We start from the raw sequence: 21,820 nt of genomic DNA, 5'->3' as shown, positions 1-21,820 counted from the left end.
CGCCAAGAACAAACTCGATGACTGCCTCTGCGCCATCTCTTGGTTCAGAGGCTGATATCAGGGAGTGATATGAAGCCGGGATTCCGTGAAGTGGTTAGCTGTTTTATTCTCCTGCTGCTGATTTCCAGTCTGCAGTTGGGACGATTCCTGCTACCGGAGCCACCGAAAAAAGAGCAGCTTAGCCAAAGGCAGATGAAGGCCGATCTGACTGTGTTGCTCAAACAATTGCAGCAGCACTCAGCCTTTATGGTGCTGGATCCGGACATTGAATCCCGGCTCGAGAAACGGCTGCAACGGCTGAAACAGGAATACCGAGACAGCATTGCCATCAATCGTTTTACCGCCGAAGTCAACAAGCTGCTGGGAGAGTTGAAAGACCCGGGCATTCGACTCAGCCAAGCGGCGTTGCCTTCCGGCGTCTTGCCCCTCAGGCTCAGGCCCATGGAAGACAAGTGGCTGGCCCTCAATGACAGAGACGAGCCCCTTCAAAGTGACACGCCTTTTATCAGCCATATCGACGGCCTACCCATCAGCCATTGGCAGAAGATTGCCAATCGCTTCCTGCCACCGGAGCAGCAAAATAGCGTGCAGATGCAGATGCCCTGGCTGCAACAGCTGGATCTGCTAAGGCGGGAGATGGGACTCAGGGTCAAAGAAGAGGTGCTGCTGACTCTCTATGGCGCCGATCTCCAGCCGCAAAACATAGAGGTGAAAGTACCGCTGCAGTTTCGCAGTGCCCCTTTGTCCATTCTGGCCAGCTGGCAACAATTGGCGCCTGACACAGCCCTGTTTAGCCTGACGGATCTCAACGCAATAGAGACAGATCCTCAGCTGCAACAAGATCTGCTGCGCGCGATGAGCAATCACACCCTGGTACTGGATCTGCGCCACGCCCGAGGCTTCAGCGACAGCCTGCTGCAATTTCTCGGCAACTATCACAATGGGCTCAGCAGCCAACCTCTGGGCTATGGCCGCTACCGCCGCTCACCGCAGCTACGGCGCGACTTTCTGCGGCCACTGCACTTTGAGCCGCTCGCCCAATTCGCGCCGTTTCCGCCGGTGCGGGCCGCGCTGGACAACCAGCCCCTGCCCAGCCTGAGTAACTGGTATGCCCGCCCTATCCCCAAGCTGGCTGCTGCGCCTGTGCCTGACTCGGGACGCCTGGTACTGCTTATTGGCCCGGATTGCCGCCAGGAGTGTGAATGGATTGCCTATGCAGCCAAACGTTGGCGCAGGGCGCTGTTGGTCGGCGAGCCGACCCGTGGCGATCTGGGGCGTTTGCATCATTTCACCCTGCCAGCCAGTGGCCTGCAACTGAGTATCAGCGCCTCGCTTGGCTATGACGGCTATGGCCAGTTGCTTTCCGGCATCGGCACAGAGCCGGATCTGCAACTGCCAACAGATGAACCCTTGCAATGGCAGGGATTGCTGTCTCTCATCTCTCCGGAGCAAAGCCTGCAGCATTCTGCAGAAGGGCAATCCAAGAACACTCAGGCGGAGGACACTCAGACAAAAGACACTCAAGCAGAGAGCACTCAAGTAGAGGACCATCAATCAGAAAAAGATCAGCAGTAACAAGCCCAGCAGGGATAAAAGCCTGCGGGAGATTGAGTCAAAGAGGATTGAAGCAAGGAAGAAACAATTCCCGGATAGCCCCATGAAAGGGTGATCGGGCTATCCGGGACACGGAGAGTGCTTTGAAGCTGCGCCAGCAAGCCAATCAAAGCTCGGGGTCACTCGCGACCGACTGCTGAAAAACCTGGGCAACCGATGCCATAAGGGCGAGCCGTCTTAATGTGTATTGCCGACTTCACTGCCTGCCGCTAAGCCGATGTTTCATAAAAACACCCGATACAGAATGGCATATCACACTTTCCCCAGCGGGAACTTTGGATTATAAACCAGAAAAACATCCTGTGCATAACCCTGTGAACAAATATGTACTAAAGTATGAGTTCCGATTATCCAAAGGCACTAACAATCAGAATTGCCAAGACTAAGGAAGGTGCGAATAAGTCCTCGTGGCACTCTGGCTTGCACAGCAATTGGCGTTCAAGGCATCTGACTGAAGGCATGCTGGGGCCTGTCAAAGTCGGATAACGCAGAAAGCCGGTTGCTGTGAAAGCCCCGAAGGGCGTGGCTTACAGACCTGTCTGCTGTGCTGTGCTTCTTGCAAAGGACTAGGCCATTTGCTGCGAACCACGCCTTGCATCCAGGCCCGTAAGCCGACGCAGAGCACACATGGGACTTGTTTGCACCTTCCCTAACACTCCAAGATGACCACAAGATGACAATCCTTCCAACTTGTCCACAGGCAGAAAAAAGCCGCTGACGACAGCGGCCACAAATCAGATCTCGTAGTGCAATCCACATTCGCGTTTTAGCCCGTTGAAACGTGTCTCTTCCTCTGTCATCCCCAGCTCCAGGGGTTTGCTCGAATGGGTATCACCCACAGAGACATAACCCTGCTCCCAGAGGGGGTGATAGGGCAAGTCATAGCGCTTGAGATAGTCATGCACCTGTTTGTTGTTCCACTCAATAATCGGCAGCATCTTGTAGCGCTTGCCGTGGATGGCCAAAATCGGCAACCCTTCCCGGGTCGATGCCTGGGAACGGCGCAAACCGGCAAACCAGGTGCCAACTTCCAGCTCAGCCAGTGCCCGCTGCATCGGTTCCACCTTGTTGATGCGATTGTATTGCTCCAGCCCCTCAAGCCCCTGCTGCCAAAGCTTACCGAATCTGGCCTCCTGCCAGGCGGCGCTCGTCTCGGCCCGATAGACCTTGAGATTGAGTCCGAGTCGTTCTGTCAGTTGATCGATAAAACGGTAGGTCTCGGGAAACAGGTAGCCGGTGTCGGTCAAGATCACTTGCGTGTCTTGCTGCACCGAGTTCACCAGATGCAACATCACTGCCGCCTGAATGCCAAAGCTGGACGACAAGGCATGGCTCCCAGGCAAATGGGCCAGGGCCCATTGGATCCGCGCCTCGGCACTCAATCCGCCAAGATAGCCATTGATGGCAGCCAGGGCGCTTTGCTGCTCAGCGGCCGGCGCATCCAGCAAGGCCAGCAGCGCCTCGGCGCTGTGCAATAAACTTGTGGTATCAGCCATGAAAGTCCCTCGCTGCGTCCAATACAGGTTTTACTATTCCGGCGCGCACCGTGAAATCACCGAAGCTCTCGCCGGTTTTGCGCTCGGCGGCATAGCGACCAAACAGGTTATCCAGCTCGCTGAGGATTTCGGCTTCCTGAATATTTTCACGGTACATCTTGTTCAATCGGGTGCCTTCGAAGCTGGCGCCCAGATACATGTTGTAGCGCCCAGGGGCCTTGCCCACAAAACCGATTTCGGCGGCAAAGGGGCGGGCACAGCCATTGGGGCAGCCCGTCATGCGCACTACTATCGCCTGTTCGCTTATGGCGTGCTTGGCCTGCAGCGCATCCACATGGTCGATAAACTCGGGGAAATAACGCTCGGCTTCGGCCATGGCCAGGGCGCAAGTCGGCAGCGCCACACAGGCGATAGAATGGCCACGGGTTGCGGTGATCACCTGCCCCATCAGGCCATGCTTACGTGCCAGTGCTTCGATTTCAGCCTTATCCTCATCCGCCACTTTGGCGATGATGATGTTCTGGTTGGAAGTCATCCGAAAATCGCCCTTATGTATCTTGGCGATTTCCCGAAGCCCGGTCTGCAACAACTTACCCTGGGTATCCTTCACCCGGCCACCTTCGATAAACAGGGTCAGATGCCAGTGGTTGTCTATGCCTTTAACCCAACCGTATCTGTCGCCGCGATCCCCTATGACCACCTCACGCTTGGGGGCGAACTTAACCCCGGCGCGCTTCTCAACCTCGGCCTTAAAGGCCTCAAAGCCGTGATCCACTATGGTGTATTTGAGACGGGAGCGTTTACGATTGCTGCGGTTACCCCAATCGCGCTGCACCGTCATCACGGCCTCGGCAAACTTAATGGTGTCCTCGGCCTTGATAAAACCAAAGTCATCGGCCAGCCGCGGGAAGGTTTCCACTTCACCATGGGTCGAGCCCATACCGCCACCGGCCACCAGATTGAAGCCCACCAGCTCGCCCTCTTGCGCCACGGCAATAAAACCCAGGTCATTGGTGTAAACATCCACGTCGTTGTCCGGTGGCACAGCTACCGCCATCTTGAACTTACGCGGCAGGTAGGTCTTGCCGTACACAGGCTCGACCTTGGCTGGCTGCTCGTCCTCTGTGCTGAGCAGCTTCTCCTCATCGAGCCAAATTTCGGCATAGGCACGGGTGTGTGGAAGCAGATGATCCGACAACTTCTTGGCCCAGAAATAAGCCTGCTGATGTAGCTTGGACTCTACCGGGTTGGGGTTACACATGACGTTGCGGTTCACATCACCACAGGCGGCAATCGAGTCCAGCGCTTCCCTGTCCAGCCCCTGAATAATGGTTTTCAGGTTGCGCTTGGGGATACCGTGGTACTGGAATGTCTGCCGGGTCGTCAAACGTATGCTGTTGGAGCTGGTAAGCTCCGAGGCTATCTTGTCCACACCCAGCCACTGCTCTGGAGTACAGACACCACCCGGCACCCGGGCTCGCAGCATAAAGCTGTACAGCGGCTCGAGCTTTTGCTCCTTACGTTCGTTGCGCAGATCCCTGTCGTCCTGCTGATAGAAACCGTGAAACTTGATCAACTGTTGATCGTCGTCGCTGAAGGCGCCTGTCACTTCCGTGCCCAGGCCCTCACGTATGGTGCCGCGCAGATAGTCACTGTCGGTCTTGATATGCTCGTTGGCGGATAATTTCTGCTCACTCATGGCCTTATCTCTTTATTCCTAGGTTCTTCAGCTCAGTAGACATCTTTCTGGTAACGCTTGGCGCTGCGCAATTCATCGAGAAACGCTTCGGCGGCCTCGCTCGTCAAACCGCCTTGCTCCATGGCCACTTCCAGCAGTGCCTGGTGCACATCTTTGGCCATTCGCTCGGCATCGCCGCACAGGTAGATATGAGCCCCGCGCTCAAGCCACTGCCACAGCTCTTTGGCCTGTTGTTTAATCTTGTGCTGAACATAGACTTTCTCCGTTTGATCCCGGGAGAAGGCCAGCGAGATCCGGCTCAGGGCGCCACTCTTGAGATACTGTTGCCACTCGGTCTGATAGAGAAAATCCTGCTCGAAATGGGGATTACCGAAGAACAGCCAGCTGTCGCCGGCCAAGCCCTCGGCCACTCTTTGTTGCATGAAGGCCCGAAATGGCGCGACACCGGTTCCCGGGCCTATCATGATCACAGGCGTCTGTGGGTCTTCGGGCAGGCGGAAGTGCTTGTTGGGTTCCACATACACCCGCACCTGAGCCCCCTCCTCGGCCCGGGCCAGGAAGTGAGACGCGGCGCCGAAACGGCGTTGGCCGTCACGCACCTCTTCCACCAGCGCCACGGTGAGATGCACTTCGGACTCCACTTCGCTCTGACTCGAGGCGATGGAGTAAAGCCTTGGGGTGATGGGGCGCAGCTTGTCCACCAGAGCCTGGGCCGAATCCAGCTTGGCACCATTGAGAGGGTAACGTTTCACCAAGTCCACCAGTTGGTGGCAGAGAATAAACTGCCGGGTCTGCTCCTTGTCTTGACTGATAGTAAGCAGCTCGCCGCTTTCTACGGTTTCGGCCCAAAACTGCACCAGACCGGGATAGAGCTGGGTCAGCTCTTTGTGCTCAATCAGGGCATCACGCAACGCCAAAGACTCGGCGCCAAGCTGGACCCGGGTATCCGGCTCCAGCGCCAGCGCCTCGAGAATTTCAGCCACCAGAGCCTCATCGTTATGGAAATAGACCCCCAGCGCATCACCCGCCTGATAGCTGATGGCCGACTCGCCCAAATCGATTTCCAGATGACGGATATCCTTGAGTGAATCGCGGCCCGTTAGTTTCTGGCTGACTATCACTTCGGCGCTGTAAGGGTTTTGCTTGTCATACTCCTGGCCGGTATTGCTATTGATACCAAGATTGGCGGCATTGATGGACACCACATTGGTCGCTGCGCCATCGGCCGCCTGCAGCAGAGGCTTAACCCGCTCGAGGAGTTCGGTTTGCCAGCTGTCGCTCTGTGACTGATAGTCCACATCACAGTCCACTCTCGGCAGTAAAGGCTTGGCCCCGAGGGCACTCAGGCGAGCATCGAAGTCTTTGCCTGTCTGGCAGAAAAACTCATAGGAGGAATCTCCCAGAGAGAGAACCGCATACTGAAGCTTATCCAGCTTGGGGGCGCGTTTGGAGCCGAGAAACTTGTGCAGCTCAATGGCATCATCGGGGGCTTCACCTTCACCATGGGTACTCACTACGGCCACCAGCAGGGTTTCCTGCTTGAGGTTACGGACATTGTATTCGCCCATAGATGCCAGGTTAACGCCATAGCCCGGACTCTGAGCCTTGGCGGCCAACGCCTTGGCGATACCCCGGCCATTGCCCGTCTGACTGCCATAGAGTATGGTCAGAGTTTGCCCGCTCTGGCTTTGGGTGGGAGCGCCCTCCTGCCCCTGAGCGCTGGCGGCCAGATAACCACTGACCCATGCCAGCTGCAGCGGGCTGAGCTCGGCGGTGAGTTGTTTAAGCTTATCCACTTGTGGCGCTGATAGTGGCGAAGCCAGTGAAGAGAGTTCTTTCAGTAACATTGAGACGGCCCGGTGACAGAGTAATGTCAGCAAGCTTAGCCCCGCCATCGAAAAGCAAAAAAGAATAATATTTAATTTTTTATATCAATAAGGAATATGCATGGTATAAAAATTAAGCTACAAAAGTGTGGCCTGGCGCAAAGAATTTGCTCTGACCAGTGGAGAAACACACCACATGAAGAATATGAGCTTGTTTCCATTGAAAGACTTGCGACAATGCCAAAAGCACGCTAGGTGCCATGAAGGGAATATCTGTACCCCACACCCAGGATTTCATTCATGAGCGGGCTTGGTTCCTGAGAATATTTCAGGAAGTCCCCAATGGAAGGGAAAGACCAGTCCCCGAGTCCAGGTCAACAGACTTGCATTCTTTCACTCTGCCAGCGGAGTTTTGGCGGGGTGAATTTTGTTTATCAACCATCAGGGAATAGTCATGCAGATTGGAATACCGAGAGAGAGTCTCGCCGGTGAAACCCGGGTCGCTGCGACCCCGGCAACGGTAGAGCAACTTAAAAAACTCGGCTTTGAAGTGGCAGTGGAAGCAGACGCGGGTGCGCTGTCCAGCTTCAGTGATGCCGCCTTCGAAGCCGCCGGTGCCAGTGTGGTACCGAATGTATGGCAGGCCGACTTGATCTTTAAGGTCAACGCGCCAACCGAAGATGAAATCAGCCAAATCAAAGATGGTGCCACCCTGGTAAGTTTTATCTGGCCGGCCCAGAATCCTGAATTGGTGGAAAAGCTGTCACAACGCAACATCAACGTGATGGCGATGGACATGGTGCCGCGGATCTCCCGTGCCCAGTCCCTCGACGCCCTCTCCTCCATGGCCAATATCGGCGGTTATCGCGCCGTGGTGGAAGCTGCCCACGAGTTTGGCCGCTTCTTTACCGGCCAAATCACTGCCGCGGGTAAAGTCCCACCGGCCAAGGTGTTGGTGATAGGTGCCGGGGTTGCCGGTCTTGCCGCCATTGGTGCCGCCGGTTCATTGGGCGCCATAGTGCGCGCCTTCGATACCCGTCTGGAAGTGGCCGAGCAGATCGAGTCCATGGGCGGTGAGTTCCTCAAGCTGGACTTCGGCGGGGAAGACGGTTCTTCCAGCGATGGCTATGCCAAAGTGATGTCTGATGAATTCATCAAGGCTGAAATGGCGCTGTTCGCCGAGCAAGCCAAGGAAGTGGATATCATCATCACCACAGCACTTATTCCAGGCAAACCTGCGCCCAAGCTCATCACCAAAGAGATGGTCGACTCCATGAAGCCTGGCTCTGTGATAGTGGATCTGGCGGCCGCTACCGGTGGCAACTGCGAATACACCCAAAGCGGCGAACTCTTTGTGACCGACAATGGCGTTAAAGTCATAGGTTACACAGATCTGCCAGGGCGTTTACCGGCACAGTCATCCCAGCTTTACGGCACCAACTTGGTGAACCTGATGAAGCTGATGTGCAAGGAGAAAGACGGCAACGCCAACATAGACTTTGAAGACGTGGTGATGCGCAACATGACGGTCGTCAAGGCAGGTGAAGTCACCTTCCCGCCACCACAGATCTCTGTGACCGCGGCGCCTAAGAAACCGGCTGCCAAAGTCGAGCCGAAAAAAGCAGAAGAGAAAGCGCCATCCAAGCTCAAGTATATTTTGGGCGCTCTGGGTGTGGCCGCCTTCGGTGCCGTAGCCTCGGTGGCTCCGGCTGAGTTCCTGTCGCACTTTACTGTATTCGTGCTCGCCTGTGTGGTGGGTTACTACGTGGTTTGGAACGTGACTCATGCGCTGCATACGCCATTGATGTCAGTCACCAACGCTATTTCCGGCATTATTGTGGTAGGTGCACTGCTGCAGGTTGGCCAGGGCTCGGCCCTGATGACCGCACTGGCATTTATCGCCGTGCTGATTGCCAGTATCAACATCTTTGGTGGCTTTACCGTCACCCAGCGCATGCTGAAGATGTTCCGTAAGGATTAAGGGGGTATATCGTGTCTCAAGGACTGGTAACAGCAGCCTATATCATAGCGGCCCTGTTCTTCATCTTAAGCCTCGCCGGCTTATCGAAGCAGGAGTCTGCAAAAAATGGAAACCTGTTTGGGATCATAGGGATGTCGATCGCTTTGATCGCTACCATACTGAATCCCGAAACCAATGGTGTTCACTGGATCATTCTCGCCATGGTGATAGGCGGTGCCATAGGTATTCGTCTGGCGCTCAAGGTTGAGATGACAGAAATGCCTGAGCTGGTCGCCATTCTCCACAGCTTTGTGGGTATGGCCGCCGTATTGGTGGGTTTCAACTCTTTCCTCGGCCTGCACCCACAGGCGATGAACGAAGTAATAGTCACTGTCGGTAATGACCTCAATGCCACTCTGGAAGCCGCCAGGGCAGCCATAGAGCAAGCCGCCGCCTCGGCAGCGCATGAACCCATGACGGGTGCCATGCTCAACATCCACCTGGTGGAAGTCTTCTTGGGGATCTTCATCGGTGCCGTGACCTTCACCGGCTCTGTGGTGGCATTCGGCAAGCTCAGAGGCATTATCTCCTCCAAGCCGATGATGTTACCTCATCGCCACAAGCTCAACCTGCTGGCGGTTGTGGTATCCCTGCTGCTGATGATTTACTTCGTCAACGTAGGTGGCAGCATCTGGCCTCTGCTGATCATGACACTGATAGCCTTTGCCTTTGGCTGGCACCTGGTAGCCAGCATAGGCGGCGCCGACATGCCGGTTGTGGTATCCATGCTCAACTCCTACTCTGGCTGGGCGGCCGCAGCGGCGGGCTTTATGTTGTCCAACGACCTGCTGATCGTTACAGGTGCCCTGGTGGGGTCTTCCGGTGCCATCCTGTCTTACATCATGTGTAAGGCGATGAACCGTTCCTTTATCTCTGTAATTGCCGGTGGTTTCGGTACCGATGGCGCCGTTTCCAGCGGTGATGAAGAGATGGGCGAATACCGTGAAACCACAGCCGAGGATGTGGCCGAGCTGCTGAAAAACTCCAGCTCAGTGATCATCACCCCCGGATACGGCATGGCGGTAGCCCAGGCACAATATCCCGTGGCCGAGATCACCCAGAAACTGCGTAATCTGGGGGTTAAGGTGCGCTTCGGTATCCATCCGGTTGCCGGACGCCTGCCGGGCCATATGAACGTGCTGTTGGCCGAGGCCAAAGTGCCTTATGACATAGTGCTGGAGATGGACGAGATCAATGATGATTTCGAAGACACAGATACAGTACTGGTGATAGGTGCCAACGATACGGTTAACCCGGCGGCCACTGAAGATCCTTCCAGCCCAATCGCCGGCATGCCGGTACTGGAAGTGTGGAAGGCCCGCAATGTCATCGGCTTCAAACGCTCGATGAACACAGGTTATGCCGGGGTGCAGAACCCACTGTTCTTCAAAGACAACACCCAGATGTTGTTCGGTGATGCCAAGGCCAGCGTAGAAGCGATTTTGAAATCACTCTAAGCGGCCTATCGCAGCTACAGCATGACTAACAGAGGGAGCCTGATGGCTCCCTCTTCTTTTGCCTTGTGCTTGCCTCTGCCAGTGGTCGTGCCTATAGCCACTTTCCTCCAGGAGTTTATTCAGGTACAAAATTAAAAAACAACCAAGGATGAACCATGAAACTCAGGCTGCCGCTGCTGGCTTTATTGCCGGCACTTCTTTTTAGTTCAGTCGCCCTGGCCAAGCCAGAGCCTTTGCTCTATGGCTACAGTGATACTCTGGCATCCAAGGTCTACCAAAGCGAGCGGCGCTGGATGCTGTCCTTGCCGGAACGCTACCATGCCACCCAAGACACTGGTCGCCGTTATCCCGTGCTCTATATCGTCGATGCCGACTTCCAATTCCGCCATGTCTCTGCTGCAGTCAATAACCTCGCCAGAATGGGCAAGATACCGCCCATGATAGTAGTGGGTATCGCCATGCAGGGGCAAAAAGACTACCTCTACTCCACCACCTGGCCATCGGCTGAGGGCGCAGACTTTGGCGGCAGCGACAAAATGCTCGCCCACCTGCAACAGGAACTCGTGCCCTATATCGACAAACACTACCGCACCTCGGGCCACAATGCCCTTGCCGGTTATTCTCTGGGTGGCTTGCTGAGCCTGCAGATGATGCTGCAATCCAAGAGTCCTTTCAGTGCCTTTCTCGCCATGAGTCCCAGCATCTGGTACGACAACATGGCGCTGCTTGAGCGGGCAGCTCCTTGGCTGAAACAGCCTAGGCAGACATCGGCCTACCCCAGGCTTTTTCTCTCTCTGGCCAACGAGCAAGGCATGGGTGTGGATGAATTCAGAAAACTGCTCGCTGAGCAGGCGCCCGAATGGCACTTCGACTACCGTTTCTTTCACTCAGAGACGCACTACAGCACCGCCATGCCGGCGCTGCTTGCCGGGCTGGAAAGCCTGACGCCAGGTTACTTTACCGATGTTGGCCCCTTGATACAGCTTGGCGATTACGAAGCGGTACTGGCGCACCTTGAGGCCAAGAAAACACTTTGGAGCGGCTTTCATTTCGACTGGCTGCAGGCCTACACCTTGGGAAAGTATCTCTATTACAGTGAGCAGAAATCAAAGATGGCCGAAGTGCTCGCCCTGGCCAAGAAGCAGTTTCCAGAGGATCTTGCAGAGCTGAGTGCCGGCTTTGCCAAAGTGCTCAACAACCGGGGCGAGTTTAAGCTGGCCAAGGAACTCTTGCTGATGACCTCAAAAGCGGGCGCAACCCAGGCTGATTGGCAGCAACAACTGAGCCTGGCACTGGCGGCTGAAGGCGACAGCTTTGGGGCAAAAGCAGCTCATGCCAAGGCGCTGGAACTGGCCGAAGCCTATCAACTGGAAAGTTGGGAGTGGTGGGAACTGCAGTAATAGGCCCGGCGCGCCAAGGCTACCGGGCCTTTATCATTCACATTATTGGAAACAGCGCCGAAATCAGGCTATCTGCTGAACCAAGCCATGACTGGTGTTTATCTGCCGCAGAATATTCAGCAGATTGCCGCCCTTGTCTTCCCTCAACTGGCCGACATTCAAACGATGGCTGATATCGGCCAGGCTCAACAATCCGCGGATCTGATGGGTCTGGGTATCGACCACAGCAAAATAGTTCTCGCGGCTGTGACGCAGGCTCTGCAACACATCGGCGACACTGGCGTTGGCAACCTCATCATAGGCCAGTGCCTGCAGTTGCTCCCTTGGCAGCATCAAATCAAATACCGTCCAGGAGGAAGGTTGATGGGCCTTGTCGACAAGCTTGAGCAGATTGTCCGGCGCCAACAGCTCCTGGGTGATGATGCCCAACATTTCATGACGTGCATTAATGACAAAGTGCAATGCGCTGTGTTCACTCTGCATCAGGGCTGAGGCATCAGGCGCCGGCATATCGGCACTGATGACCATACGCGCACTGTGGCTGAAGTCCATCATGGCCTCTAAGGCATTGTCATAAGGGTTGAGTTGATTGGCTAAAGCAGAGGCTTGCAGCCTGTCGTTGCTGGCAATCGCAAAAGGATGAAGTGTTTTCATATTGTTACCTCACTTGGAAACTGGGTTGCCGGGCTTCGCATTAGTGCGAACCCGAAAGACGGTTTTCAAATGAGGTCTAATGGCGGTGCGCGGGTCTGTGCCTGAGGAAATACATGCAGTGCATGGGATTGCAATGACTCCAGCGACGGCAAGCGCAGTACCAACTCGGCCGAAGGCGCCAGATGAGTAGATTTCTGTTTCGGAAGCGTCGGCTCCTGAGAATCTGTCAGCGTCTTGAGGAACAGGCCTTGGGAATTATCTCCCTGCACCGCCAGAGGTATTGAGGCTGAAACCGGTACCAGAGAAACCTGCTGAGAATGGGCCTTAGGGATAGCAGCAAGAGTGCCCGTCAGCAAAATACTGACCAGCAATAATGCAAACCACCTCTCGATTCGGCTCATCTGTGATCCAGATCTCAAAACACCCATTTGCGGACAATAACACTGCCTTGGAAAAAAGCGCAATATTTTTCAGCGGTAAAAAATAAACCCCGCTCAGAGAACTGACTGGGGTTTATTAGAGAAGGCCGACTTCGACAGGCCCCGGCATGCCTTCAGTCGAATGCCTTGAACGCCAATTGCTGTGCAAGCCACTCTCTGCATCAGAGAGTGGCACGAGGACTTATTCGCACCTTACCTACGAACCTAGCTGAAACTCAGCGACGGATCTTCACCTCTGGCTCATTAAGCATCGCCAGCAAGGGATTTTGCTGCATCACTCTGGATTTGAGGCCAAACCCCAGGATAAGTCCCATGGCAAAGCCACCGATATGAGCCCAGTAAGCCACGCCTTCACCGGCCATCATCAAACCAACCACGTTGAATACCAGCCAGATGGCAAAGAAAGCCATAGGCGACAGCTTCTTCTGGTAGATAACAAACATAAAGGTCAGGCTGGCATGACGGAACCACAATAGATACATGCCGAACAGGCCGGCAATGGCACCACTGGCACCCACCATAGGGATATTGGAACCGGGATCGGCAATAATCTGCACCGCCGCAGCCGCTAGGCCACAAAGCAGATAAAGCCCAAGGAATCTCATGCGTCCCAAGGCGTCTTCCAGATTGTCGCCAACCACATAGAGGAAGTACATATTGCCCGCCAGGTGGATCCAGTCGCCGTGAAGGAACATATGGCTGAACAGGGTCCATACATGGCTGCCGTGCAACACCTCATCGGCCCGCAGGGCAAAGTTGGCAAATACGGTATCGGCTATGTCCAAGTCTGTGCCATAGGCGGCAAAGATCATGATATTGAGTGCCAGCAGCAGGTAGGTGATGGCGGGTTGTGAACGGGTTTTGAGATTAAACTCCACCGGCATTTGCGACAAAAACTGAAACAGCCAGGTCTTCACACTGATCTTGCCATTCAGCTCGGCCAGTAGCCCTTGCAGCCTTGGGGATTGCACCACCTTATCCCTTTCATCCTTGTCGACCCAAACCCCACTGCAACTGTGGCAGACATCCAGCTCTATCTGATAGCCGTCCATCAGATGGTATCTGTGCATCTGTTCTTCACAGTGCATACACTGGCGCTTGGAAAGCCCGAGGTGCGGCCCCAGCGACTCCTCGATGCGCACATGATCGTTGCCGTTGTCGGCTGTTGACAGCGCACCGTTAAGCTCGCCGTTGTCAAACCAGATGCCTTCACATTGATTGCAGCTGTCCACCTGCTCACCGTAAAGCTCAAAGGTGCGCATCGACTCGCTGTGACACCCGGGACATTTTAAACTCATGGATTATTCCTCTGTGATATTCACATCCATGCCACTACGCTGCAACTCAAGCTCCATACGCTGGAAACTCAGTTGCAGCTTAGGCAGAGTATCGGCCGAAATCTTCCCTACCAAGGCTCTTAACCTGGTTGTAGCGACACCGCGGCTCAACTCTTGCTTTTCCATTTTTTCAATCAGCTGGGCAGATTCAATTCTGAACCTGCGGATAGCGGTCAGGATCTCAGCCGGTGTTTCCAGTGCATTGGCCGAGTAATACATGTTTTGCCAGACAAAATCGCTAAGCTGGGGATGCAATGACCGCAAGTCCAGCGGTCTGAGTTTATCTATGTCCGCCATATAGGCTTCCAGCGTCTGCAAGTTATCCCGCACTTCGTCATACAAGGCACGTTGTAGATGATAGTTGTTCTGGGTATTGACCAGAGAATCAAACTTAATCGCCTGTGACAGCCCCTGCTGCGCCGCCAGATAAACGCCCAGCACCGTTGCCAGCACCATCAACAGCTGGCTCACCCAGAAACTGGTTTTCACCAGCTCACTATTGTCAAAATGAATTTTACGGCCGTTTGATACCGGCTCAGATTTCCTTTCCATAGCAACTCCCAATGATGGTATTTAACCTGTCATTGTGAGCCAGGGAAACTCAGTTATCCGTCGGCCGATTCCCAAGCAACAACCGGAGTTGTCAGTTTACATCCATACCGGCACGTTTCAGTTCGTCGGCCATCTTCTTATAGCTCTGCTCCAACTTGGGCAAGGTCTTGGTTTCGACCTCTTCAATCAGCACTCTCAGTTGTTTGGTACCAAAGCTTGGGCCATAGAACTTACGTTCAATCTTGCCGACAATATCTTCAGAGCCCATGTAGAAACGACGGGCACCGGAGAGGATATCGCTGGGGGTTTCCAGGGTGTAGGCAGAATACTTCATGTTTTGCCAGACAAAGTCCGCCATAACTGGATGATATTCTTTGATATTATAAGGTTTTTCTTTCTCTATTCGCTCAGCATACTCTGTCATTACAGTGACATTGTCTTTCAGCTCTTCATAGAGAGAATGTTGCAGATGATAGTTGTTCTGCATATTGGTCAGGCTATCAAACTTAATCGCCTGTGACAGACCTTCCTGCGCCGCCAAATAAACCCCGGCAACAGTGGCGATAATCATAAAAATTTGGCTGACCCAAAAGCTGGTTTTCACCAACTCCTGATTATCAAATCTGATCTTTTTGGCGCCGCGACGCTGGCTCTGCTCTTGATTGACTTCCATTTCGATACCTCTGTGGAACTGACTGAATTTTCAAGGCCGCCATCATACAGAAGGCCACTGCAACGAGCCAGTCCCATGGGCCATTTTTACCCCTCAGATCTCAACCAATATTCACAGTGCCACCGCCCACCAGAGTACCACCGCAGTCAACCGCATCGCCGGTTCTGGCGGCGGGTTTCCCATCGATAAAAACACTGCCCGAACCCGCGGCAATGGTACGAGGGTGCGGCGGATGTTTGGGCTTGTCGTGGGGGGCCAATGAATCGCCCTGACGTGCCAGCGGAATACCATCCACCTTGACCGTGGAAGAGGCCGAAGTCACCGGCGTGGGTGGAAACCCATCATGATCTGTCCCTATATCGCCCAACTTAACGGCATTACCCATAACTGACTCCTTAATACCTTGATTAACGTCCGCAAAATTCATCTGCCCATTGCTGCACCAAGGCAAGCTCTGTATCTGTCAACTGCAGCCTGGCTGCCAAGGGTGCCAACTCGCCGCTCGATGATGCAGCCACTCTGGCCAGCACCCATAATTCAGACTCTCTTGGACTCAGGCCCTTGGCGGCGGCTTCCTCCCAGGCCAGAGTGACCGCCTGCGGCAAGCTGTAATAGAGTTCAATGCTATCCAGCAGCGGCTTGGCATCGAGCCATAAACGGCTGAGCCATCGTTGTTGCTGCCGACTAAGCGGCGTTTGTGGGCTCAAGGGGCGCTCGGGCTTATCGGCCCAGCAGCGGCTATCGCTCACCAACATCGGTTCTTGCTCCATTCCCGGGCCACTTTGGCGCATCGACTCCAGCCTCTCAGGACGGACAGGCAGCAAAGGCTCTGCGGACGCGGCATTTTTGCGCCTCTGCCCCTCAATGGCCAGCATATACTGGCGATAATCCCTGTCGCTTGCATCGAGTGTCATGGGGCCAAACTGAGCCTGGGCCTGACGCAGGTACTGATAACGACCGCAAACCGCAAGCCAAACCTTGGCTTCGCCGCCCGGCAACAAGCCAAATAAAATGCCGGTTTGACAAGTTTTACCACTGTCATTATCGCCGGTTGCCGCGGCCAACATCTGCCGCTGCAACTCATCAGGCAGGCGGAAACTCAGTTCATAGACCCGCTCTTCAGTGAGCGCCAGATAGCGGATAAATATCTCTTCCGGCGGCTGAACATAGGCATCGGCGTTATAAAAACTGCTGATGCAGTTGAAACAAAAATCCAGTGTCCAGGGATCCAGCCCTCCGGGGGCATTGGCCTTATGGGTCTTGAGGTCCGGGATCCGCCGAAAGCCGGTATGCACCGAAGTCCAGTCCTGTTTACTGTTGAGGCCATAGACAGTCGGCACAGGATTGCCCATGGGCATGACTTCATAATAAAAAGGCGCCACTATCTCTATATCCCAGGGAATACCTTCGCTCTGAGATGCGGCTCTGGCGCTCATGCTGCCTCCCGAGCAGGCAAACAGAAAGCCGCTCATCAGCAATAACAACAGGCGAAGTACTGTGGCAAACCCCATAGGCATACTATTTCCCTTTTACGGCCGGGTGCACGGCGCGAGCATTGCCGTCGTTGGGGATATAAGGCACGATAAAACCACCGGCGACCGATACCACATCGGCGCTGTGGTGAATAAAGTGTGGCCTCAGTGCCCGCCTGAAAGATTCATCGCCAAGCAACGGGTGTAGTTGCCCCTGCATCGCCTGCTGCAATACCTCTTCGCAAATAGCGGCGAATGAACGGCCAAGCAGGTTAAAGTGACTGTTGAGATCTTCCACCTTGTAGCTGCTGTCCGAACCCCATTTCTGCTCGAAGGCGCCTTCATCAAAGTTCACGCCGCTGAACTTGGCCAAACCGGCCATCAGCCTTAGATACAGGCGTGACAGATCCCCTTCAACAATCCGCGTCATGGTCAGCTTCACCGTTACCCTCTCTTCCGGCTCCCTGTTCTTGTTGCCCTGCAATACAGGCCTGACCACATAATCGATACTCAAGTCCGAGGTCTGACACCAGTTCATGGTGACCAAACGGTCGATTTCCCGCAGCACCTTTTTACCTGCATTGGAGGCCATCACCTTGGCGGTCAATGCCGGATCGTCCCCTTGACCAAAGGCCACTGGGCTATTGCTGCTGACGGCGTTTTTCGGCAAGCGGCTGTGATAGGCGGCAACCAGCTTGGTCTCGGTAAACAGCGGGTTGTAGGACTGCACCTTGCCATCGAAAAACTGGCGTGAATAGTAGCCACCGCCAAGATCCGAGTGTGCCCCGGGCAATACAGCCTCAAAGAAGGGGGCCGTTGGGTTTCGAGAGGCGTTGTTGAGACTATTGAGCGAGAAGTTATACCTGAACTCATCCCTTGGATTGGCAGTGAGATGCACCACCTTCTTCACCCGCTTGGGATCCAGCCAGAGCTTCACATCACCATTGTGTTCATCATGGGGATCTATGCCGTCCCACAGGGTCGCAATTGCGGCGACGGTATCGTAAATACCGACGAAGTGGATCTGACAATGCTCATTGTTTTGCCAGTCCATATCCGAGCGCTGCGGTACATCGCTGCAATGCTTCGCCAGCGCGGCCTGGAACAGGTTATCTTTTTCCCTGAGCACCATGTTGGCGCAATGACGTGCCGCCGCTGCACCACGACTGAAACCAAAGAGATCAAACTCAAACTTGCCTACGCCATCATACTGGTTGGCAAGGCGGCCCCACTGCGACTTGAGCTTGTTCTGACAGACATCATTCAATGCCTGCTCCACCCGGGACTCAACACCGTTATCCCCGCGTCCGGCTGCCACCCCGGCAAAGGCATCATCATCATCTATACCGTTCGCCGGCTCTTCCAGAGACGTACCTATCCCTTTGACATACAAGCCAAACTGCAAAAGGCCCGCGCCATAGAGTTGATTGGCGTAAAGCCACTCAAGTTTCTGCACATTGGTGTATTCATTGGTGGCACTGAGATTCTCCATCGCCTTGGGCATGGGTGCCTGACACTGAGCCGCCAGCTCCAGGGCCTGCTCCTGTGACTCCACCGAGAAGCGGTTCATACAGTAATGCGCCGCCCGCTCCTGCTGTTGCCGGCCCCAATCAACGTTATAGGTGTTGTTGGCTGTGCCATCGAAAAACAGCCCCATACGCACGGTTAACCATTTGAATGCCTGGATCTCCACCACATAGGCGTTGCGGCTGAGCAGCTCTATCGCACCACTCTTGCCTTTCCCGGCTTGATGGCGCTCGGCCACGGCTGCTGTGGGCGGCTGTTGCCAAAAATCACCAACCGTTGCCTGCAAATGCTGTTTAGCCGTATTGTTGAAGCCCTTGGCCGCCTTAACATATTCAGGCACGGCGGAGGTTTCGGCAGCATTCAGGGGACGCCTGGACATCACAGCCTTGAGCCAGCTGTTGGTATCAAAAGTCAGCGTCACCGCCCCCGGCGCCAAGCAGGTGATCAGTTGCGGCCCCCCCGTCAACTTGAGCTGTCGACTGTTGCCGGCGGCATCGGTAACAGTGGCTGTTAACCCGGATAAGGGCTGATTGCTTTCATCACGAAAGTCGATTTCAATCCAGTCGGTTAAGGTTTCACAGGGGATAGTGTGCTGACTCATGCATGCTCCATCCATTTAGCCAAATTCAAAAAGTCCTGTTGATTCAATCTCATTCCTTGGGCGATCGCCGGCATAGGATAGTTGACACTGCGCCCCAGACGCGCGGCAGCAAACACAGGGATATCCTCTTCATCCACCCCTTGTTCACGACCCCGCAGAATCGCCGCCTTAATGATCTCCCGCCGCTTGGGTTGCTGACTCATCAAGGGATGCAACTCTCGCCATAACTGGCGCTCAACAATATATATATGGCGCTGGATGTCGCTTTGTCCGGCCAGATGCTCGGGTTTCATCTGCCACCAGATATCCGCATGCTCGGTATAACCGGGCTCGCCCGGGTGCTGCACCACAATGCTGCCATGCTGGGCCTTAACGGGGCTGGCGGGGTCAAGATGCTGCGCCTCATCCATAGGGTCGTCGCTGTTGCCGCTTGGCAACGGCTTGCCGACAAAGCTCAAACGGGTTATCGGCCCCAGAAAAGCCCCCAACTCAACTTGACTAAAGCGCGGCAGCATAGGTTGCAGCACTCTGGGGTCATAGAAGCGGAATACCACTCGTTCACCATCACATGCAGCCAGAAGCAGGCTCTTCAAGTGGGCAAGCAGTTGCGGCCTGGGCAAATGACTCTCCAGCGCCAGAATAGGACAATCGGCAAATGGCGCTTGCTGCAACAATTCCGGCCGTGCCGGCACCAACCATGGCCCCTTATCCTTATGGGACTCGAGCAAAGTGCCCTGAAACAAAGGCACGGCATCCACGCCGCCCTGTTGATAATAAGCGGGCAGTAGCTTTTCATTGGCCAGGGGATTAAGCAGCCAATAGCCTAATTCACTCAGGGTGTCATTCCGTTGCACAAACATTTCCACTCCTTGATAACCAAAGCCGCACGGCGACTTCGGCAGCAATCAATCCTTGGCTTCAACCAGCTTGCCATCTTGCAAGCGGTAATCTGTGGTAACCAGCAAAGCCTTATCAGTATTTGTATCTCTGCCGCTGATGACTCTGATTCTTGGCTCTCCGGCGGAGGTGTACTGCAGTTCTATTCCATCTCTATCCGATACCAAATCATCGGAAGGCAGTCGCCGCAGCAGATTGCCCTTGAGCCGATAAACATTCATCAGGGTCTGATGCCCGCCTGCCTTGTATCTAAGCAGAATCTCAACTTGTCCATCTCCGTCGAGATCAACCGCTTGCAATTGGGGGGTATGGCCTGTGAAACCGTCGATGATCCGCGGATAACCCTGGCGATTATATTGCGTCAGATAAAGCTCCGCGGTGGGCATGCGATCGCCTTCGCTATCGGTAAACCAGAGGGCGGAGACATCCACTCTGGCGATAGTCCGCAACTCAAGCGTTAAACTCGCCTCCGCTGACTTCTGGGAAAAACCGTTTTCTGCTGTTGTTGCCCAAGCCGGAATCGCACCGCAACACAGCAACACCCAAGCTAATACCAACTGCCTCATTATTTGTCTGCCTTACCGGTGATACGCCACCAGTCCTGTTCAAATTTCTCCACTGTGCCTTTGCCAAGCACAGTGTTGTAGTATTGCTTCCAATATTTGGCTACCGCCTTGATATCCTGACCATCAGGGAAGGCCTCTCCGGTTCTGAATCTGGCTCTGGCATAGTGCACATAAGCCATGGCGGTGGCGTATTCATCATTGTTGCGCAGCTCGGATAGTCTGTCATCCGAGCCTTGCAGTGCCGAAACCTTCTTCGCCAATTTCGACTTATACTTCAGGAAGTTGTCCCAGATATCATTGTGGGTCGCCGGTTCCATCTGGTACAGCCCCTTGGCGGGTCCGTTACCCATCTGATCTCTCATGGTCAGATGGCTCTCATGAGCTGCCGTCCCCAGCAATAGAATTTCAGCATCTTCATCGACCACATCGAGTTTTGCCAGCGTCGGCCGGATCACTTCACGGCGAAAACGCTCGGCTTCAGTCTCTTCGGTCTGTGGCTGCGTTTCAGCTTGTTGACTATCAGCGGCACCGGGCACCACTGCAGATGCCGCTCCGCCACCGGTCGCAGCGTCTGCTGTTTCTGCCGTATCGACTTCAGCTGAAGTCTCAGCAGAGCTTTGCGCCTGAGCTTGAGCCGCCTCTTCGGTCAGCGGGCACACCTGCACCGCAGGCGCGGCGAACTCCTCGGCAACCAACAGCGCAGATAGGGGAACACTTCCCCCCTGAGGCAATATTGCCTGTTCAACCGCGCCGGGTAACACAGGTGCCAAACCGCTGAAACCACTGGCACTGCCTGGGCTGCCCCCTGAGTTGAGGTTGATCCCTGGGCCGGAAAGATGCACCCCGGCCGGATCGACTTTGACAAAACTGCCACCGGCCTTAAGCGTTACTTCGGCACCGGACTCGATCACTATCTTGGCACCGGCTTTCAGTTGAATTTCCGGCCCGGCCTGCAGCAGGTATTTGTCTGCAACCTTGATCTGTTGGCTGCCATCCACTATCAGGCTCTTGTCACCCGTTACCTGCTGGCGGGACTCGCCCAATACCGTCAGATGGTCGTTACCGCCGATGCGGCTGCGCCTTTCATTGTCCACATCCAGGTGGTTGTCGTGCTTGATATGCTCGTGTCTGTCATTCTCGGTCAGCAGGTTCAGGTCTTTCTGCGCATGCAGGTAAATCTCCTCTTCCCCCGCTTCATCCTCAAACCTCAGCTCGTTGCTGCCCTCGCCCTTGTGGCTCTGGGTCTTCAGCACAGTGCGGGTCTTGTGGGCCGGCAGCGCGTAAGGCACCTGGTTCACTGCATGGAAGGCCCGGCCGGTGATGATGGGTTGGTCCGGGTCGCCGTCCAGAAACGACACTATCACTTCATGCCCTATCCGCGGCAGCGCCATAAAGCCATACTGACCACCGGCCCAGCCCTGGCTGACCCGTATCCAGCAGCTGCCGTGCTCGTCACCCCTGGCGTATCTGTCCCAGGGGAATTGCACCTTCACCCGGCCGTATTCGTCACAAAATATCTCTTCATCCTTCGGCCCCACCACGGTCGCTATCTGCGGCCCTGCCATCTGTGGTTTGGCCTTCGGCTCCGC

Annotated in this window: 18 protein-coding genes; 4 read left to right on the top strand and 14 right to left on the bottom strand. The window is 54.9% G+C overall.

Annotation, left to right across the window (positions count from 1 at the left end):
• Positions 1 to 69: 69 nt before the first annotated feature.
• Positions 70 to 1,575, top strand: coding sequence for a S41 family peptidase (locus ACMHXI_RS18445; RefSeq protein WP_208184423.1), 1,506 nt, complete (start codon positions 70 to 72; stop codon positions 1,573 to 1,575).
• Between the two features lie 773 nt (positions 1,576 to 2,348).
• On the opposite strand, the gene ACMHXI_RS18440 is transcribed toward ACMHXI_RS18445, so the two are convergent.
• Genes ACMHXI_RS18440 through ACMHXI_RS18430 form a run of 3 tightly spaced genes read right to left on the bottom strand, consistent with a single transcriptional unit; the run spans position 2,349 to position 6,656 of the window.
• Positions 2,349 to 3,110 (bottom strand): phosphoadenylyl-sulfate reductase, encoded by a 762-nt coding sequence (locus ACMHXI_RS18440; RefSeq protein ID WP_208184422.1) that lies wholly within the window; start codon positions 3,108 to 3,110, stop codon positions 2,349 to 2,351.
• Complete coding sequence (cysI, locus tag ACMHXI_RS18435; protein WP_144159279.1) at positions 3,103 to 4,809, bottom strand: assimilatory sulfite reductase (NADPH) hemoprotein subunit; 1,707 nt, start codon at positions 4,807 to 4,809, stop codon at positions 3,103 to 3,105. The genes ACMHXI_RS18440 and cysI overlap by 8 nt, the downstream gene beginning before the upstream one ends.
• Positions 4,810 to 4,841: 32 nt before the next feature.
• Positions 4,842 to 6,656: an assimilatory sulfite reductase (NADPH) flavoprotein subunit gene (locus ACMHXI_RS18430; RefSeq protein WP_208184421.1), complete on the bottom strand. Its 1,815-nt coding sequence runs from the start codon at positions 6,654 to 6,656 to the stop codon at positions 4,842 to 4,844.
• A 433-nt stretch (positions 6,657 to 7,089) separates the two neighbouring features.
• On the opposite strand from ACMHXI_RS18430, the gene pntA reads away from it, so the two are divergent.
• The 3 genes from pntA (at position 7,090) to ACMHXI_RS18415 (ending at position 11,512) form a co-directional block, all read left to right on the top strand.
• A complete protein-coding gene (pntA, locus tag ACMHXI_RS18425; RefSeq protein ID WP_028780235.1) occupies positions 7,090 to 8,616 on the top strand; it encodes a Re/Si-specific NAD(P)(+) transhydrogenase subunit alpha in 1,527 nt (508 codons plus the stop codon).
• An 11-nt stretch (positions 8,617 to 8,627) separates the two neighbouring features.
• A complete protein-coding gene (pntB, locus tag ACMHXI_RS18420) occupies positions 8,628 to 10,112 on the top strand; it encodes a Re/Si-specific NAD(P)(+) transhydrogenase subunit beta (protein WP_025009970.1) in 1,485 nt (494 codons plus the stop codon).
• 155 nt (positions 10,113 to 10,267) lie between these two features.
• Positions 10,268 to 11,512 (top strand): alpha/beta hydrolase, encoded by a 1,245-nt coding sequence (locus ACMHXI_RS18415; RefSeq protein ID WP_413735749.1) that lies wholly within the window; start codon positions 10,268 to 10,270, stop codon positions 11,510 to 11,512.
• A 63-nt stretch (positions 11,513 to 11,575) separates the two neighbouring features.
• Here the strand turns inward: ACMHXI_RS18415 and ACMHXI_RS18410 are convergent, their stop codons facing one another.
• From ACMHXI_RS18410 to ACMHXI_RS18360, 11 genes are all read right to left on the bottom strand, one after another.
• Positions 11,576 to 12,166, bottom strand: a complete 591-nt coding sequence (locus ACMHXI_RS18410; RefSeq protein WP_025886897.1) for a CBS domain-containing protein — start codon at positions 12,164 to 12,166, stop codon at positions 11,576 to 11,578.
• Between the two features lie 65 nt (positions 12,167 to 12,231).
• Positions 12,232 to 12,567 carry a hypothetical protein gene (locus tag ACMHXI_RS18405; RefSeq protein WP_025009965.1) on the bottom strand — a complete coding sequence of 112 codons (336 nt, stop codon included), beginning with the start codon at positions 12,565 to 12,567 and terminating at the stop codon, positions 12,232 to 12,234.
• Positions 12,568 to 12,821: 254 nt separating this feature from the next.
• The gene (locus tag ACMHXI_RS18400) at positions 12,822 to 13,904 is read right to left on the bottom strand and encodes a rhomboid family intramembrane serine protease (RefSeq protein ID WP_025886895.1); all 1,083 of its coding nucleotides are present in this window, start codon (positions 13,902 to 13,904) and stop codon (positions 12,822 to 12,824) included.
• A gap of 3 nt (positions 13,905 to 13,907) precedes the next feature.
• Complete coding sequence (locus ACMHXI_RS18395; RefSeq protein WP_101058210.1) at positions 13,908 to 14,495, bottom strand: hypothetical protein; 588 nt, start codon at positions 14,493 to 14,495, stop codon at positions 13,908 to 13,910.
• 91 nt (positions 14,496 to 14,586) lie between these two features.
• On the bottom strand, positions 14,587 to 15,168 hold the full coding sequence (locus ACMHXI_RS18390; protein ID WP_025009963.1) for a hypothetical protein: 582 nt from the start codon (positions 15,166 to 15,168) through the stop codon (positions 14,587 to 14,589).
• Positions 15,169 to 15,268: 100 nt separating this feature from the next.
• On the bottom strand, positions 15,269 to 15,553 hold the full coding sequence (locus tag ACMHXI_RS18385) for a type VI secretion system PAAR protein (RefSeq protein ID WP_025886893.1): 285 nt from the start codon (positions 15,551 to 15,553) through the stop codon (positions 15,269 to 15,271).
• Between the two features lie 22 nt (positions 15,554 to 15,575).
• Positions 15,576 to 16,685, bottom strand: coding sequence for a DUF2931 family protein (locus tag ACMHXI_RS18380; RefSeq protein ID WP_413735745.1), 1,110 nt, complete (start codon positions 16,683 to 16,685; stop codon positions 15,576 to 15,578).
• Between the two features lies 1 nt (position 16,686).
• Complete coding sequence (locus ACMHXI_RS18375; RefSeq protein WP_208184418.1) at positions 16,687 to 18,768, bottom strand: phospholipase effector Tle1 domain-containing protein; 2,082 nt, start codon at positions 18,766 to 18,768, stop codon at positions 16,687 to 16,689.
• On the bottom strand, positions 18,765 to 19,628 hold the full coding sequence (locus ACMHXI_RS18370) for a DUF4123 domain-containing protein (RefSeq protein WP_413735743.1): 864 nt from the start codon (positions 19,626 to 19,628) through the stop codon (positions 18,765 to 18,767). The genes ACMHXI_RS18375 and ACMHXI_RS18370 overlap by 4 nt, the downstream gene beginning before the upstream one ends.
• A gap of 45 nt (positions 19,629 to 19,673) precedes the next feature.
• Positions 19,674 to 20,231 (bottom strand): hypothetical protein, encoded by a 558-nt coding sequence (locus ACMHXI_RS18365; protein WP_109247524.1) that lies wholly within the window; start codon positions 20,229 to 20,231, stop codon positions 19,674 to 19,676.
• The coding region (locus ACMHXI_RS18360) for a type VI secretion system Vgr family protein (RefSeq protein ID WP_413735741.1) at positions 20,231 to 21,820 on the bottom strand (1,590 nt) is incomplete at its 5' end. The genes ACMHXI_RS18365 and ACMHXI_RS18360, both read right to left, overlap by 1 nt.

Origin of the sequence: Shewanella sp. BJSY2023SW005 (assembly GCF_047314585.1) — a bacterium.
GTDB classification, from domain to species: Bacteria; Pseudomonadota; Gammaproteobacteria; order Enterobacterales; family Shewanellaceae; genus Shewanella; species Shewanella algae.
Note: the sequence above shows the minus strand (reverse complement) of the source record. Positions and strands in the feature narration are given on the sequence as shown.

Excerpts from the sequence above, each read along its gene's own strand:
- ACMHXI_RS18445 (WP_208184423.1), top strand. The coding sequence starts at position 70 with ATGAAGCCGGGATTCCGTGAAGTGGTTAGCTGTTTTATTCTCCTGCTG.
- ACMHXI_RS18410 (WP_025886897.1), bottom strand. The coding sequence starts at position 12,166 with ATGAAAACACTTCATCCTTTTGCGATTGCCAGCAACGACAGGCTGCAA.
- ACMHXI_RS18440 (WP_208184422.1), bottom strand. The coding sequence starts at position 3,110 with ATGGCTGATACCACAAGTTTATTGCACAGCGCCGAGGCGCTGCTGGCC.
- pntA (WP_028780235.1), top strand. The coding sequence starts at position 7,090 with ATGCAGATTGGAATACCGAGAGAGAGTCTCGCCGGTGAAACCCGGGTC.
- ACMHXI_RS18385 (WP_025886893.1), bottom strand. The coding sequence starts at position 15,553 with ATGGGTAATGCCGTTAAGTTGGGCGATATAGGGACAGATCATGATGGG.
- ACMHXI_RS18415 (WP_413735749.1), top strand. The coding sequence starts at position 10,268 with ATGAAACTCAGGCTGCCGCTGCTGGCTTTATTGCCGGCACTTCTTTTT.
- ACMHXI_RS18365 (WP_109247524.1), bottom strand. The coding sequence starts at position 20,231 with ATGAGGCAGTTGGTATTAGCTTGGGTGTTGCTGTGTTGCGGTGCGATT.
- ACMHXI_RS18405 (WP_025009965.1), bottom strand. The coding sequence starts at position 12,567 with ATGAGCCGAATCGAGAGGTGGTTTGCATTATTGCTGGTCAGTATTTTG.
- ACMHXI_RS18390 (WP_025009963.1), bottom strand. The coding sequence starts at position 15,168 with ATGGAAGTCAATCAAGAGCAGAGCCAGCGTCGCGGCGCCAAAAAGATC.
- ACMHXI_RS18380 (WP_413735745.1), bottom strand. The coding sequence starts at position 16,685 with ATGCCTATGGGGTTTGCCACAGTACTTCGCCTGTTGTTATTGCTGATG.
- ACMHXI_RS18370 (WP_413735743.1), bottom strand. The coding sequence starts at position 19,628 with ATGTTTGTGCAACGGAATGACACCCTGAGTGAATTAGGCTATTGGCTG.
- ACMHXI_RS18400 (WP_025886895.1), bottom strand. The coding sequence starts at position 13,904 with ATGAGTTTAAAATGTCCCGGGTGTCACAGCGAGTCGATGCGCACCTTT.
- ACMHXI_RS18375 (WP_208184418.1), bottom strand. The coding sequence starts at position 18,768 with ATGAGTCAGCACACTATCCCCTGTGAAACCTTAACCGACTGGATTGAA.
- cysI (WP_144159279.1), bottom strand. The coding sequence starts at position 4,809 with ATGAGTGAGCAGAAATTATCCGCCAACGAGCATATCAAGACCGACAGT.
- ACMHXI_RS18430 (WP_208184421.1), bottom strand. The coding sequence starts at position 6,656 with ATGTTACTGAAAGAACTCTCTTCACTGGCTTCGCCACTATCAGCGCCA.
- ACMHXI_RS18395 (WP_101058210.1), bottom strand. The coding sequence starts at position 14,495 with ATGGAAAGGAAATCTGAGCCGGTATCAAACGGCCGTAAAATTCATTTT.